This is a genomic window from Janibacter hoylei PVAS-1 (genome assembly GCF_000297495.1).
GTDB lineage: Bacteria > Actinomycetota > Actinomycetes > Actinomycetales > Dermatophilaceae > Janibacter > Janibacter hoylei.
In genome coordinates this window covers 25,063-37,693 of sequence record NZ_ALWX01000059.1, presented here as the reverse complement: position 1 = coordinate 37,693, position 12,631 = coordinate 25,063, and the positions used below count along the sequence as shown (strand labels likewise).

Below are 12,631 nucleotides of genomic sequence, written 5' to 3'. Positions count from 1 at the left end.
CCTTGGCAGCGCGGCTCGAACGAGAACACCAATGGGCTGCTGCGCCAGTACTTCCCCAAGGGCACCGATCTGAGCGTCCACGGCCACGCAGAGCTGGAGTACGTCGCCCAAGAGCTCAACGCCAGACCACGAAAGACGCTCGACTGGGCAACCCCAGCCGAGCGTCTTCGTGATCTACTCCAGGAGGCCTAACCACCAGGGCCAAATCCACACGGTGTTGCGAGCACCCCATGAATCCGCCCGCGGGAGACGCCCCCCTTCGTCAGGTGCGGCGCGGTGTCACTCGCCGGCGGGGACCTCGTCGGCGGCGACCGGGGCGGTCTCCTCGAGGAGGTTCTTCACCCGCGAGCTGTCGAGGACGATGCCCGGACCCATGGTCGTGCTGAGCACGGCCTTGGTGATGTAGCGGCCCTTGGAGGCGGACGGCTTGAGGCGCAGGATCTCCTCGAGCGCGGCCTGGTAGTTCTCCACGAGCTGGGTCTCGCCGAAGCTCGCCTTGCCGATGATGAAGTGCAGGTTGGCGTGCTTGTCGTTGCGGAACTCGATCTTGCCGCCCTTGATGTCCGAGACGGCCTTGGCCGTGTCCATCGTGACGGTGCCGGTCTTCGGGTTCGGCATGAGGCCGCGGGGACCGAGGACCTTGCCGAGACGGCCGACCTTGCCCATGAGGTCCGGGGTGGCGACGACGGCGTCGAAGTCCATCCAGCCGCCCTGGACCTTCTCGAGCATGTCGTCGGACCCGACGAAGTCGGCGCCGGCCTCGCGGGCGGCGTCGGCCTTGTCACCGTTGGCGAAGACGAGGACGCGGGCGGTCTTGCCCGTGCCGTGCGGCAGGTTGACCGTGCCGCGGACCATCTGGTCCGCCTTGCGCGGGTCGATGCCGAGACGGAAGGCGACCTCGACGGTCTCGTCGTAGGTCTTCTTCGCGCCGTCCTTGGCGAGGCGGATCGCCTCGAGGGGGGCGTACGCGAGGTCGCGGTCGATCTTCTCGGCCGCGGCGCGGTAGCTCTTGCTGCGCTTCATGAGTGCTCCTTGGTGGTGGTGGAGGTGTGGTGCGGGCCAGCGCGGGCCCTCCCACGGGGGTGGCTGGATCAGCCGTCGGGCTCAGACGCCCGGGGTCTCGATGCCCATCTGACGCGCGGTGCCGGCGATGATCTTCATCGCGGCGTCGATGTCGTTGGCGTTGAGGTCGGGCATCTTGGTCTCGGCGATCTCGCGGACCTGGTCCTTGGTCAGCGAGGCGACCTTGACCTTGTGCGGCTCGCCGGAGGCCTTCTTGACGCCCGCGGCCTTCTTGATGAGCTCGGCAGCCGGCGGGGTCTTCGTGATGAAGGTGAACGAGCGGTCTTCGTAGACCGTGATCTCGACCGGCACGACGTTGCCGCGCATGTCCGCCGTGGCGTCGTTGTACGCCTTGACGAACTCCATGATGTTGACGCCGTGCTGACCGAGGGCCGGGCCGACGGGCGGGGCCGGGGTCGCGGCGCCAGCCTGGATCTGCAGCTTGATGTAGCCGGAGACCTTCTTCTGCTTGGGAGGCATGCGGTGTTCCTACTTCCGTGTTGTGGGCCGACGCCGTGGGCGATGACCCGGTTGCATGAGGTGCCACCGATCGGTGGCACCGACCATCAGATCTTGGCGACCTGGTGGAAGCCGAGCTCGACCGGGGTCTCCCGGCCGAAGATGGAGACGAGGACCTTGAGCTTCTGGCTCGTCGGGGAGGATCTCGGAGATCGTCGCGGGCATCGTCTCGAAGGGGCCGTCCATGACCGTGACGGACTCGCCGATCTCGAAGTCGACGTCGACGGCGGTCGCGGCCGGCGCGGAGCCGGTCTGGGCGGCGGCACCGGGAGCGGCTGCGGCGGCCGGCTTGTCGAGGTCGGCCGGCTTGATCATCGTGAAGACCTCGTCGAGGCTCAGCGGCACCGGGTCGTGGGCGTTGCCGACGAAGCCGGTGACACCGGGCGTGTGCCGCACGGCGCCCCAGGACTCGTCCGTCAGGTCCATGCGGACGAGGACGTAGCCGGGCATCCGCGGCTGCTTGCGGACCTTCTTCTGACCGGACTTGATCTCGGTGACCTCGTCGATCGTCACGGCCACCTCGAAGATGTAGTCCTCCATGTCGAGGTTGGCGACACGGGTCTCGAGGTTGTGCTTCACGCGGTTTTCGTAGCCCGCGTAGGTGTGGATGACGTACCAGTCGCCGAACTTGGAGGCGAGGTCGTCCTTGAAGGCCTGGACCGGGTCCTCGGCGTCCTCGGGCAGGACGTCACCGTCGGTGTCGACCTCGGCATCTGCCTCGGCAGGGGCCTCGGTCGCCTCGTCGGACTCGTCGGCGGCGGCCTCCTCGAGGGCCTCGTCCGCGGCGCGGGCGTCCTCGACCTCCTGGGCCGAAGGGAGGTCAGCCGGCGGCTGGGCGGCGTGCTCGGCCTGCTCGGCAGCGATGACGCTCGAGGTGCCCTCTGGGTCCTGGGGCTCGGGGGTCTGGGTCTGCTCGGACATGACCTGATTCCTTCACTTCGACAACTTCGGCGGCGCTGGGCGCGCCCGGGACGGACGGGTTCGCGGGCGGCGTCAGCCGCCGAACACCCAGAGCACTGCCTTGGTGAACGCCGCGTCCAGGCCGGAGACGATGAGCATCATCACGGCGACGAAGACGATCACGACGAGCGTGTAGTTGATCAGCTCGGACCGCGTCGGCCGGACGACCTTGCGGAGCTCGTCCAGCACCTGGGCGAGGAAGAGTCCGATCGACCCGAAGAAGCGAGAGATCGGGTTGCCGCCCTTCGGCCCGCGCCGCGCCTTGGTCGGCTGCGCTCCGAGCTGGCTCACGTCATCTCTTCTCATCCGGGATCACCTGGCTGCGCAACGGGTGTCGTGCAACGCAGGGCAGGAGGGACTCGAACCCCCAACCGCCGGTTTTGGAGACCGGTGCTCTACCAATTGAGCCACTGCCCTTCGGGAGACCGCGGTGGGGCCGATCTCCCGGGTCGGCTCCTCCCTTCGTCCCTGCGTGCGGGCACGCTGGAGAGTCTGGTCGAAGTCAACCGAGGGACAACCATACGTCACGTCGGGCACGCACCGCGAACCGGGGGCGAGGAGGTGCGGACCACCCTTCGCCCACGGCCCGCGAGGTGGAAGACTGGCGCCCGTGACCGAGCAGAGCAGCCGCCCCCCTGTCCGACCTCTCCCCCCGAGGAGCTCACCGCCCTCGCCGAGACCCAGCGCCGCGCCCACGCCGACCAGGCCGCCAAGGGCACCAAGCTCGACGTCACGCGCGGCAAGCCGAGCTCCGCACAGCTCGACCTCGCCGACGACATGCTCTCGCTGCCCTCCGCGACGACGGACCGCGCTGGCACCGACGTGCGCAACTACGGCGGCCTCGCCGGCCTGCCCGAGCTGCGCGAGATCTTCGCCGAGCTGCTGTGGGTCGAGCCCGAGCAGCTCGTGGCCGGCGGCAACTCGTCGCTGACGATGATGCGCGACGTCCTGGTCGACCTCCTCCTCTTCGGTGCCGTCGACTCCCCCCGCCCGTGGGCGAAGGAGGACAAGGTCACCTTCATCTGCCCCGTGCCCGGCTACGACCGCCACTTCGCCCTCCTCGAGGACCTCGGCATCGAGATGGTGACCGTGCCGATGAGCGACGACGGCCCCGACGTCGAGGAGGTCGCGCGGATCGCCGGCTCCGACCCGTCGGTCAAGGGCATGTGGGTCGTGCCGACCTATGCCAACCCGACCGGCGCGATCGTCTCGCACGAGGTCGCCAGCCGGCTGGCGGCGATGGAGACCGCCGCCCCGGACTTCAAGATCTTCTGGGACAACGCCTACGCCCTCCACCACCTCACCGAGGAGGAGGCCAAGAGCGCCGACATGATCACGCTGTGCTCCGGCGCCGGGCACCCCCACCGCACCGTCATGTTCGCCTCGACCTCGAAGATCACCTGGGCGGGCGCGGGCGTCGCCTTCCTCGCCTCGTCGACCGAGCAGGTCGCCTGGTACCTCGAGCACCTGGGCAAGGGCTCCATCGGCCCGGACAAGGTCAACCAGCTGCGGCACGTCGAGTTCTTCGGCGACGCCGACGGGGTGCGGGCGCACATGCGCCGGCACGCCGAGATCATCGCCCCGAAGTTCGCCGAGGTCGACCGGGTGCTCACCGAGCGCCTCGGCGGCCTCGGGGTCGCGACGTGGAACCGCCCGACGGGCGGCTACTTCGTCAACCTCGACGTGCTCCCCGGCACGGCCTCCCGTGTCGTCGCCCTCGCCAAGGAGGCCGGCCTGTCGCTGACCCCCGCGGGTGCCTCCTTCCCCCACGGGCAGGACCCGGACGACACCAACATCCGCCTGGCGCCCACCATGCCGCCGATGTCCGAGCTCACCGAGGCCATGGAGACGGTCGCCACGTGCGTCCTCATCGCGGCCGCGGAGCAGCTGGGCACGACCACCAAGGAGTGACCATGTCCGAGCGCGAAGACCTCGACACCGACCTGACGAGCTACAGCCTCGACGACGAGGACCAGCTGCAACCCGGCGACAGCCTCATGGGCAGCGGGACCGCGGACGAGGACCCGCTCGACGCGGGGTACTCCCCGCCCGACTCGGCGCGGGGCTCCTACGCCCACGGCGTCACCGCGGCGGAGCAGCGCGAGGGCGAGAGCATCGACCAGCGGCTCAAGCAGGAGGAGCCGGACACCACCTGGGAGGTCGACGAGCCCGGCCGCCGCGGGGACGACCGCATCGGCGGTGACGACCCGGACGCCATCGCCGCCGAGGACGACTGGATCGGCGACAGCGAGGTCGGCGACGCCCGCGCCGGGCGGCTCGTCAGCCCCGACGAGGGGGCCCACGACGACACCGACGACCAGGCCTGGGGCCGCGACGTCGGCGTCGACGGTGGCGCCGCCTCCGCCGAGGAGGCCGCCGTGCACATCATCGGCTCCGGCGAGGACGACGCCTGAGCGCGCCGGCCCGGGACCTGCGGACGCTCCCGAAGGCGCACCTGCACCTGCACTTCACCGGCTCGATGCGGGTGGAGACGGTCAGGGACCTGGCCCGCGACCACGGCCTGCGGCTGCCCGAGTCACTGCGTGAGGGGTACCCGCCACAACTGTCCGCAGCGGACGAGCGCGGGTGGTTCCGCTTCCAGCGCCTCTACGACGCGGCCCGGCACTGCGTGCGGGGCGAGGCCGACATGCGCCGCATCGTCCGGGAGGCAGCGCTGGACGACGGCGCCGAGGGCTCCCGGTGGCTCGAGATCCAGGTGGACCCGACCTCCTACGCCGCCGCCGTCGGCGGCATCACGCCGGCGATGGAGATCGTGCTCGACGAGGCCCGCTCGATCAACGCCACGGCCGACGAGACCGGCTCGGCCCGCGTCGGGGTCCTCATGGCGGCCAGCCGCATCCGGCACCCGCTCGAGGCCCGCACCCTGGCCCGCCTCGCCGCGCGTCTCGCCGGGCACGGGGTCGAGGGCGTGCACGGCTTCGGCCTCTCCAACGACGAGCGAAGGGGGGGCCACCCCCGACTTCGCCCCCGCCTTCCGGATCGCCGAGCGCGCCGGCCTCGCACTCGTCCCGCACTCCGGTGAGCTGCTCGGACCCGAGGCCATCGCGCAGACGCTGACGGCGCTGCACCCGCACCGGCTCGGTCACGGCGTGCGCAGCACGGAGGACCCACGGCTGCTCGCCGAGATCGTCGAGTCGGGGGTCGCCCTCGAGGTCTGCCCCGGCTCCAACGTCTCCCTCGGTGTCTACCGCGAGGCACCCGCGGTGCCGCTGCGCCCTCTCTTCGAGGCCGGCGCGACGATCGCCCTGGGGGCTGACGACCCGCTGCTCTTCGACTCGCGGCTGCTCGACCAGTACGAGACCGCCCGGTCGGTGCACGGCCTCGACGACGCGCAGCTCGCCGAGCTGGCGCGCGGCTCCTTCAGGGCGAGCCGGGCGCCACGCGAGGTCGTCGAGACGGCGGTGCGCGACATCGACGCCTGGCTCGCGACGCCGGCCTGGGGCCACCCCCTTCGTCGATCCGACGGCGTGACCGCAGATCCTGCGGCGTTCGACGCGCACGAAGCGTGATCCTCTGCCAAGATCGCCGTGCCGCGGCTCGACCCCCGGCTGCGGTCACCCAAGGAGGAAATGCACATGTCTTCACGCATGCGACCGCACAGCGCCCGGTGGGCGGCTGCCGCCGCCATCATCGGGCTCGGCGTCGTCGGCGCCCAGTCGGCCACCGGAGCGACCCAGGACGAGCCCACCTCGACCCCGGTCCCGATCTCGACCCCTGACGGCCAGATCTCCAGCTACGTCGTCAACGCCAAGGTGGCCAACCCCGGCCAGACGCGCAAGGTCGAGCGGGCCGTCGAGGCCGCGGGCGGCGTCGTCGTCCAGTCCTGGCCGCAGATCGGTGTCGTCATCGCGCACTCGACGAAGGCGAGCTTCCGCACCGACGTCATGGACCGCGCCCGCAACTCCGTCGAGTCCGTCGGGCCGACCCGATCCGTCGCCGTGAGCGAGGGCACGCCCGCCGGCGCCCAGGCCCCGTGGGGTCCTGGCAAGGGCCAGCTGAAGAAGGCCCGGACCAAGCAGGGCGACGTCTCCGAGGGCACTGCGGCCACGAGCACCGACCCGCGCGAGGGTGAGCAGTGGGACATGCAGATGATCAACGTGCCGCAGGCGCACCAGATCACCACCGGCTCCCCTGACGTCACGGTCGGCGTCCTCGACTCCGGCATCGACCCCGACCACCCGGACCTGGTCAACCAGATCGACCGCGCCAAGTCGGTCGGCTGCACCGACGCCGGCCGCCCGACGACCGGCGAGTCCGCGTGGGCCCCGACGACGAGCGACCACGGCACCCACGTCGCCGGCACCATCGGCGCCGAGCGCAACGGCGTCGGCATCGTCGGCATCGCCCCCGGCGCGAAGATGGCGTCGGTCAAGGTGGTCAACGACGATGGGTTCATCTACCCCGAGTACGCGGTCTGCGGCTTCATGGAGGCCGGCCTCAAGGGCATGGACGTGACCAACAACAGCTACTACGTCGACCCCTTCGAGTTCTGGTGCGGTGACCAGCCGGAGCAGGCTCCGGCCATGGAGGCCGTGCGTCGCGCCGTCACCTGGTCGACGGAGCAGGGCACCGTCCACGCGGCGGCGGCCGGCAACAGCGCCTACGACCTGTCGGACAAGACGACCAATGCGTCGAGCCCCAACGACGCGGAGACCCCGGTCGCGCGCACGATCAACAGCTCGTGCAAGGACATCCCGACCGAGCTCGACGGTGTCGTCACCGTCTCCTCCGTCGACCGCCAGGGCAAGCTGTCGTCCTTTTCCAACCGGGGCCTCGGCTCGATCGACGTCGCCGCTCCCGGCAGCTCGATCCTGTCGACGATCGTCAACGGCAACGGCTGGGGCCTGAAGAGCGGCACCTCCATGGCCTCGCCGCACGTCGCCGGCGTGCTGACGCTCATGAAGTCGGCGCACCCGACGTGGGGTCCGGAGAAGATGATCCGCGAGCTGCGCGCCCAGGCCACCGACACCCCGTGCTCGACCGCCACGCGCGGCGCCCCGTGCGTCGGGACGCCGGAGGAGAACTCCTACTTCGGTGACGGTCTGGTCGACGCCTACGCGGCGGTCCGCTGACCGCACGCACGATGCACGACGAGGGCCCACGGTCGACCTGACCGTGGGCCCTCGCCCGTCCCGCCGCTCGAGCGGCGGGGCTACAGCTCGTGGCCGACGAAGACCGGCTCGTTGACGAGCGTCACGCCGAAGGCGGACTCCACCCCGTCGCGCACCTCGCGGGCCAGGGCCGCGATGTCGGCCGCCGTCGCCGTGCCGCGGTTGGTCACGGCGAGGGTGTGCTTCGTCGACAGGGCGGCTGGCCCGGGCATCGCGTGCCCCTTGCCGAAGCCTGCCTGGTCGATGAGCCATGCCGCGCTCGTCTTGACCAGCCCCTCCCCCGCGGGGAAGACCGGTGGCGTCGGTCCCTGCGGCCCCAGCCGCTGGGCGGCGCGCTCGACGAGCTCGTCGAAGCGCCCGGCCGGCAGGATCGGGTTGGTGAAGAAGGAGCCGCAGCTCCACGTGTCGTGGTCCGCCGCGTCGAGCACCATGCCGCGGATGCCGCGCTGGGCCAGGACCGCCTCGCGGGCCGCGGCGAGCGGTACCCGCTCCCCCTGCTCCACCCCGAGCTGGCGTGCCAGGTCGGCATAGGCCACCGGCGCCGACAGGCCACCCCGGCCGAGGCGGAAGGTCACCTCGAGCACGACGTGACGGCCCGTCTCCTTGAAGACCGAGTGGCGGTAGGTGAAGGCGCACTCCTGCGCCGCGAAGGTGCGCTCGCGCCGCTCGTCGCGGTCCCAGACGCGCACGCGCGTGATGGTCTGCGCGACCTCCTGGCCGTAGGCGCCGACATTTTGCACCGGCGTCGCCCCGGCGAGCCCGGGGATGCCGGAGAGCGCCTCGATGCCCGACCAGCCCTCGGCGACGGCGCGGGCGACGACGTCGTCCCACACCTCTCCGGCGGCGACGACGACGTCGACGTGCTCGTCGTGCGTGGACTCGACGCGGACCCCCTTCGTCGCGATGCGCACGACGGTGCCGCGGAAGCCGTCATCGGCGATGACGAGGTTGGAGCCGCCGGACAGGAGCAGCAGGGGCGTGCCCGCCTCGTCCGCGGCCCGGACGGCCGCGACGACCTCGTCGAGGGTCTCGGCGGTGACGAGGGTGTCGGCCGGCCCGCCGACGCGCATGGTCGTGAGCGGCGCCAGCTCGACGCCGTGCTCGGTCGCGCCCATCAGTCGAGCCGGGCCACGGCGCGGCAGCGGCCGAGCACCTTGTCGTCGCCGCAGGTGACGGTCAGCTCGACGGTCGCCTCACGGGTCTGCTCGTCGAGGGACTTCACGACGCCAGCGACGGAGATCTCCGCCCCGGCGCCGTGCGGGACGACGACGGGCTTGGTGAAGCGAGTGCCGTAGTCGACGATGCGCCCGGCGTCGCCGACCCAGTCCGTGACGACCTGGACTGCCGCGCCCATCGTCCACATGCCGTGGGCGATGACGTCGGGCAGCCCGACCGCCTGCGCGGTCCGCTCGTCCCAGTGGATGACGTTGCGGTCGCCGGAGGCTCCTGCGTAGTGCACGAGGTGGGCCCGGGTGACGGGGATGGTGCGGGGCGGGAGGGACTCCCCTTCGCCGACGTCCTCGAAGCGGCGCACAGTCATGCTCACTCTCCTCCTCGCACGACGATCGTCGACAGGCTCGTCGCGACCGGCTGGTCCTGCGCGTCGACGATCTCGCTGCGCATCGTCACCATCTGGTGCCCGCCCGCGGCACGGATCGCATCGACGTGCAGGACGCCGCGCAGCTCGTCGCCGGCGACGATCGGGCGGTGGTGGGTGAAGCGCTGCTCGCCGTGGACGACGCGCGCGTAGTCGACGCCCGCCTCGGGGTCGGTGACGAACTGCGCGTCCGTACGCTGCCCCGGGATGACGGCGAAGGTCGGCGGCGCGACGAGGTCCGCGTAGCCCGCGGCCCGGGCGGCCTCGACGTCGTAGTGCACCTGGTCGGTGGCCCCGACCGCCGCGGCGAAGTCGCGGATGTGCTCGCGGCCCACGCTGAAGGGGGGCGTCGGGTCGTAGGTGCGCCCCAGGAAGTCCTCGTTCACGGCCATGCGGTCAGTCTAGGAGCGACGCCGCCGGCACGACGAAGCGGCCGTCGAGCAGGTGCTCGGCGGCCGCTTCGGCGCAGATGCGCTGCGCTGGGTCAGCGGGTCTCGCGGTGCAGGGTGTGCCGGCGGTCCCGCGAGCAGAACTTCATGAGTTCCATGCGGTCGGGGTTGTTGCGGCGGTTCTTCTTGGTGATGTAGTTCCGCTCCTTGCACTCCGTGCACGCCAGGGTGATCTTGGGGCGGACGTCGGCGCTCTTGGATGCCACGGTAAGAACCTGCTCTCGACAACTTCGGGTGGTACTCGCCTGCGCCGGTCTGCGCTGGGCGGGAGGTACGTGTGGTGCTGCAACGTGCAGCACGGCGACGCACAAGGATAGTCCACGGGCGACCCCCACCGGAAATCGGTGGTCGTTGGCACCCGTGGTGCTGCGTAGCGGGAGCGGGGCTCGATCCCGCGACCTCACGATTATGAGTCGTGCGCTCTAACCAGCTGAGCTACCCCGCCTTGGCGGTCGACCCGCGCTGCGCGCTGGTCGGACCCGAGCCCCCTGTCGGAATCGAACCGACGACCTTTTCCTTACCATGGAAACGCTCTGCCGACTGAGCTAAGGGGGCAGGCCCTCCGGATCGGAGTGATCCGGTGGACAACCTCGGGAGAGATTACACGGCAAGTGCCGTGGTCATGAAATCGGGGACCCGGCGAGGTCGCCGGGCCCCCGATCAGCGCCGCTCGATCAGAGCAGGTCGGTCTCGACGACGGGGCCGCGCACCGGCTCGTCGGTGTCGTCGCCGTCATCGGTCGGGCGCGAGGTCGGCTCGTCCGTCGGCTCGTCCGTGGGGTCCGTCGGCTCGTCGGTGGGGTCGGTCGGCTGGGTCGGCTCGGGCAGCGCACCGGGGGCGTCCACCTGCCAGATCGTCGTCGTCCCGGAGACCTCGTTGCCGACGAGCAGCAGCGGCTCGCCCGTCGGGCTGTCCACCGCGGGGATGAAGTGCACGCCCTCGGGACCCAGGTCGCCGGCCGTGCCGGCCTCCGGGTCACCGGAGAAGTCGCGGTTCTTGGCATACCCGACGATCTCGGCGCCGGTCGGGTCGGTGACGTCGACGACGGCGATGCCGGAGTCGCGCTCGAGCCCGACGAAGGCGTAGCTGCTGCCACCGATCGTGCCGATGTCCAGGCCCTCCGGCTCCGGCCCCTTGGCATCGCTGCGGCTGTCGAAGGAGTCGTTGTCGTCGTGGCCGGAGTTGAAGTGCTCGGGGTCGCGCTCGGCGACGAGCTGCTCGAGCGCGTCACCGCTGTCCCAGACCTGCGAGCCGTCGGCGCCGAGGATGCTCACGGAGCGCCCGCCGAAGGAGTGCAGCTCGGTGTACCCCTCGTCGCTGCGCGGCGAGGTGGTCGTCACCGTGAGCCGACCGAGCGACTCGTCGGCCTGGATCGCTTCGGCGTCGGGGAAGGCCGTCGGGTCGAGGTCGAGGTCCTTGACCCGCTCCTCCTCGGCGAAGCAGTCGTACTCGCGGGCATCGCCCTCGTTGGCCGTGACGACGTACTCGCCACCGGCCGGCGCCGTGTAGGCGACCGCCCCGTCGGGCATGTACATGCCCTTGACCGGGTGGGTGTCGACGGCGATCTCGTCGTCCTTGTCGGAGGCGTCGATGCCCTGGCCCTCGACGGAGTGGTCCTTGAGGCCGAGCGGCACGATCTCGCGGACGGTCGCACCGGCGACGTCGACGATCGCCACCGCATTGGCCTCCTGGAGGGTCACCCACGCGGTCGCCCCGTCGGCGCTCGTCGCGATGTACTCGGGCTCGAGGTCCTGGGAGACGGTGGCCCCCGGCCCGAAGAGCCGCACGCCTGCCGCACGCAGCTCGTCGGCGCGACCGTCGAAGGCGTCGAAGCCGGCGGTGCGCACCCGGGCGTCGGCGACGCCCCCGGAGAGGTCGACGACCGAGATGCTGCCGACCGGGTCGACCTGGCCGTCGCAGTAGCCCTCGGGCTCGCCCTCGTTGGCCACGAGGACCCGCTGCCCGTCGGGCGTGAAGGTCACCATGTCCGGCAGCGCACCCACGGTGAGGGTGCGCTCGGCCTCGAGCGTCTCGGCGTCGAAGAAGGAGACGCTGCCCGCGTCGGTCTTGTCGTCGGCCTGCTCGGCGACGACGACCAGGCCGTCGTGGACGTCGACCGAGTTGGCCCCCGGGGTGTCGAGCGAGCCGACTTCGGTGGGCGTCGTCGGGTCGGAGATGTCGAGGACGTCGACCGTCCCCGCCTTGGCGTTGACGACGAAGGCCCGCTGGGTGGTCGGGTCGTGGGCGACGATCTCCGAGGCGCCCTCATCGAAGGCTCCCGTCGAGAAGGTGCCGAGCAGGGTGAGGGTGACGTCGTCACCGGGGGCGGCCGTGGCGAGGCCGACCCCCACGGGGGTCACGAGGGCCGCGGAGAGGGCCAGGGCGAGGGCAGCGCGACGAGGGCGCTTCACAGGGGTGTGCATGGCCGGAACCTAGGGAGGTCACCCCCCACACCGTCGACCACCGGGTGAACGCCCCCTTAACCCTCGACGACCAGTCCCTCCAGAGATGGTCTGAGCGCCTCCGGGACGGGTGTGGGCCGTCGGGTGGTCGCGTCGACGAAGACGTGCGCCGAGGTCGCGACGGCGACGGGCACCCCGTCGCTACCACGCACGAGGGCGCACTCCCAGCGCACGCTCGTGCGCCCCACGCCCAGCGCACGCAGCCCCACCTCGAAGACGTCGGGGTAGGAGATCTCGGCGAGGTACCGGCAGCCCGTCTCGGGGATGAGGTTGATCGTGCCGTCACCGCGCGCCACGTCGAAGTCGTGCTGACGGAGCCAGTCGTTGATGACCGTGTCCATGACGAAGTAGTGCACCGCGTTGTTGACGTGGCCGAACTGGTCGTTGTCGCTCCACCGCGTGGGCACCGTGGCCCAGTGCGGGTAGCGGGTGCGGTCGAGGTCGCTCACG

General features: G+C 71.2%; 12 protein-coding genes, 3 tRNA genes and 3 pseudogenes. 5 read left to right on the top strand and 13 right to left on the bottom strand.

The window, feature by feature from the left end:
* A pseudogene (locus B277_RS16990) lies at positions 1-192 on the top strand (IS30 family transposase); the annotation flags it as partial.
* Between the two features lie 87 nt (positions 193-279).
* On the opposite strand, the gene rplA reads toward B277_RS16990, so the two are convergent.
* The 5 genes and pseudogenes from rplA to B277_RS12345 all read right to left on the bottom strand — a co-directional run bounded on the left by rplA (position 280) and on the right by B277_RS12345 (position 2,958).
* Entirely contained in the window at positions 280-1,023 is a 744-nt protein-coding gene (gene rplA, locus B277_RS12365; RefSeq protein ID WP_007928729.1) for a 50S ribosomal protein L1, read from the bottom strand.
* Positions 1,024-1,104: 81 nt separating this feature from the next.
* Positions 1,105-1,542, bottom strand: coding sequence for a 50S ribosomal protein L11 (rplK, locus tag B277_RS12360; protein WP_007928727.1), 438 nt, complete (start codon positions 1,540-1,542; stop codon positions 1,105-1,107).
* Between the two features lie 86 nt (positions 1,543-1,628).
* A pseudogene (nusG, locus tag B277_RS12355) lies at positions 1,629-2,502 on the bottom strand (transcription termination/antitermination protein NusG).
* A gap of 72 nt (positions 2,503-2,574) precedes the next feature.
* The gene (gene secE, locus B277_RS12350) at positions 2,575-2,847 is read right to left on the bottom strand and encodes a preprotein translocase subunit SecE (protein ID WP_040881485.1); all 273 of its coding nucleotides are present in this window, start codon (positions 2,845-2,847) and stop codon (positions 2,575-2,577) included.
* Between the two features lie 38 nt (positions 2,848-2,885).
* A tRNA-Trp gene (locus tag B277_RS12345) sits at positions 2,886-2,958 on the bottom strand.
* Positions 2,959-3,102: 144 nt separating this feature from the next.
* Between B277_RS12345 and B277_RS12340 the strand changes: the two genes are divergently transcribed.
* The 4 genes and pseudogenes from B277_RS12340 to B277_RS12325 all read left to right on the top strand — a co-directional run bounded on the left by B277_RS12340 (position 3,103) and on the right by B277_RS12325 (position 7,634).
* Entirely contained in the window at positions 3,103-4,452 is a 1,350-nt protein-coding gene (locus B277_RS12340; RefSeq protein ID WP_007928724.1) for an aspartate aminotransferase type Ic, read from the top strand.
* A 2-nt stretch (positions 4,453-4,454) separates the two neighbouring features.
* Complete coding sequence (locus tag B277_RS12335) at positions 4,455-4,955, top strand: DUF5709 domain-containing protein (protein ID WP_040881484.1); 501 nt, start codon at positions 4,455-4,457, stop codon at positions 4,953-4,955.
* A gap of 65 nt (positions 4,956-5,020) precedes the next feature.
* A pseudogene (locus tag B277_RS12330) lies at positions 5,021-6,071 on the top strand (adenosine deaminase).
* A 66-nt stretch (positions 6,072-6,137) separates the two neighbouring features.
* Positions 6,138-7,634, top strand: coding sequence for a S8 family peptidase (locus tag B277_RS12325; RefSeq protein WP_238148185.1), 1,497 nt, complete (start codon positions 6,138-6,140; stop codon positions 7,632-7,634).
* Positions 7,635-7,714: 80 nt separating this feature from the next.
* On the opposite strand, the gene B277_RS12320 is transcribed toward B277_RS12325, so the two are convergent.
* The 8 genes from B277_RS12320 to B277_RS12285 form a co-directional block, all read right to left on the bottom strand.
* Positions 7,715-8,788, bottom strand: a complete 1,074-nt coding sequence (locus B277_RS12320; RefSeq protein ID WP_007928721.1) for a UDP-N-acetylmuramate dehydrogenase — start codon at positions 8,786-8,788, stop codon at positions 7,715-7,717.
* A complete protein-coding gene (locus B277_RS12315; RefSeq protein WP_040881482.1) occupies positions 8,788-9,213 on the bottom strand; it encodes a MaoC family dehydratase in 426 nt (141 codons plus the stop codon). Before B277_RS12315 ends, B277_RS12320 begins: the two co-directional genes overlap by 1 nt.
* A gap of 2 nt (positions 9,214-9,215) precedes the next feature.
* The gene (locus tag B277_RS12310) at positions 9,216-9,662 is read right to left on the bottom strand and encodes an FAS1-like dehydratase domain-containing protein (RefSeq protein ID WP_007928717.1); all 447 of its coding nucleotides are present in this window, start codon (positions 9,660-9,662) and stop codon (positions 9,216-9,218) included.
* A 92-nt stretch (positions 9,663-9,754) separates the two neighbouring features.
* A complete protein-coding gene (gene rpmG / locus B277_RS12305; protein WP_007928715.1) occupies positions 9,755-9,925 on the bottom strand; it encodes a 50S ribosomal protein L33 in 171 nt (56 codons plus the stop codon).
* 165 nt (positions 9,926-10,090) lie between these two features.
* A tRNA-Met gene (locus B277_RS12300) sits at positions 10,091-10,164 on the bottom strand.
* A gap of 37 nt (positions 10,165-10,201) precedes the next feature.
* Positions 10,202-10,274 (bottom strand) — tRNA-Thr (locus B277_RS12295).
* Positions 10,275-10,393: 119 nt separating this feature from the next.
* Entirely contained in the window at positions 10,394-12,142 is a 1,749-nt protein-coding gene (locus B277_RS12290) for a choice-of-anchor I family protein (protein ID WP_128277235.1), read from the bottom strand.
* A 56-nt stretch (positions 12,143-12,198) separates the two neighbouring features.
* The gene (locus tag B277_RS12285) at positions 12,199-12,630 is read right to left on the bottom strand and encodes an acyl-CoA thioesterase (RefSeq protein WP_007928711.1); all 432 of its coding nucleotides are present in this window, start codon (positions 12,628-12,630) and stop codon (positions 12,199-12,201) included.
* Between the last annotated feature and the right edge of the window lies 1 nt (position 12,631).

Excerpts from the sequence above, each read along its gene's own strand:
- rplA (WP_007928729.1), bottom strand. The coding sequence starts at position 1,023 with ATGAAGCGCAGCAAGAGCTACCGCGCCGCGGCCGAGAAGATCGACCGC.
- rplK (WP_007928727.1), bottom strand. The coding sequence starts at position 1,542 with ATGCCTCCCAAGCAGAAGAAGGTCTCCGGCTACATCAAGCTGCAGATC.
- secE (WP_040881485.1), bottom strand. The coding sequence starts at position 2,847 with ATGAGAAGAGATGACGTGAGCCAGCTCGGAGCGCAGCCGACCAAGGCG.
- B277_RS12335 (WP_040881484.1), top strand. The coding sequence starts at position 4,455 with ATGTCCGAGCGCGAAGACCTCGACACCGACCTGACGAGCTACAGCCTC.
- B277_RS12325 (WP_238148185.1), top strand. The coding sequence starts at position 6,138 with ATGTCTTCACGCATGCGACCGCACAGCGCCCGGTGGGCGGCTGCCGCC.
- B277_RS12320 (WP_007928721.1), bottom strand. The coding sequence starts at position 8,788 with ATGGGCGCGACCGAGCACGGCGTCGAGCTGGCGCCGCTCACGACCATG.
- B277_RS12315 (WP_040881482.1), bottom strand. The coding sequence starts at position 9,213 with ATGACTGTGCGCCGCTTCGAGGACGTCGGCGAAGGGGAGTCCCTCCCG.
- B277_RS12310 (WP_007928717.1), bottom strand. The coding sequence starts at position 9,662 with ATGGCCGTGAACGAGGACTTCCTGGGGCGCACCTACGACCCGACGCCC.
- B277_RS12290 (WP_128277235.1), bottom strand. The coding sequence starts at position 12,142 with ATGCACACCCCTGTGAAGCGCCCTCGTCGCGCTGCCCTCGCCCTGGCC.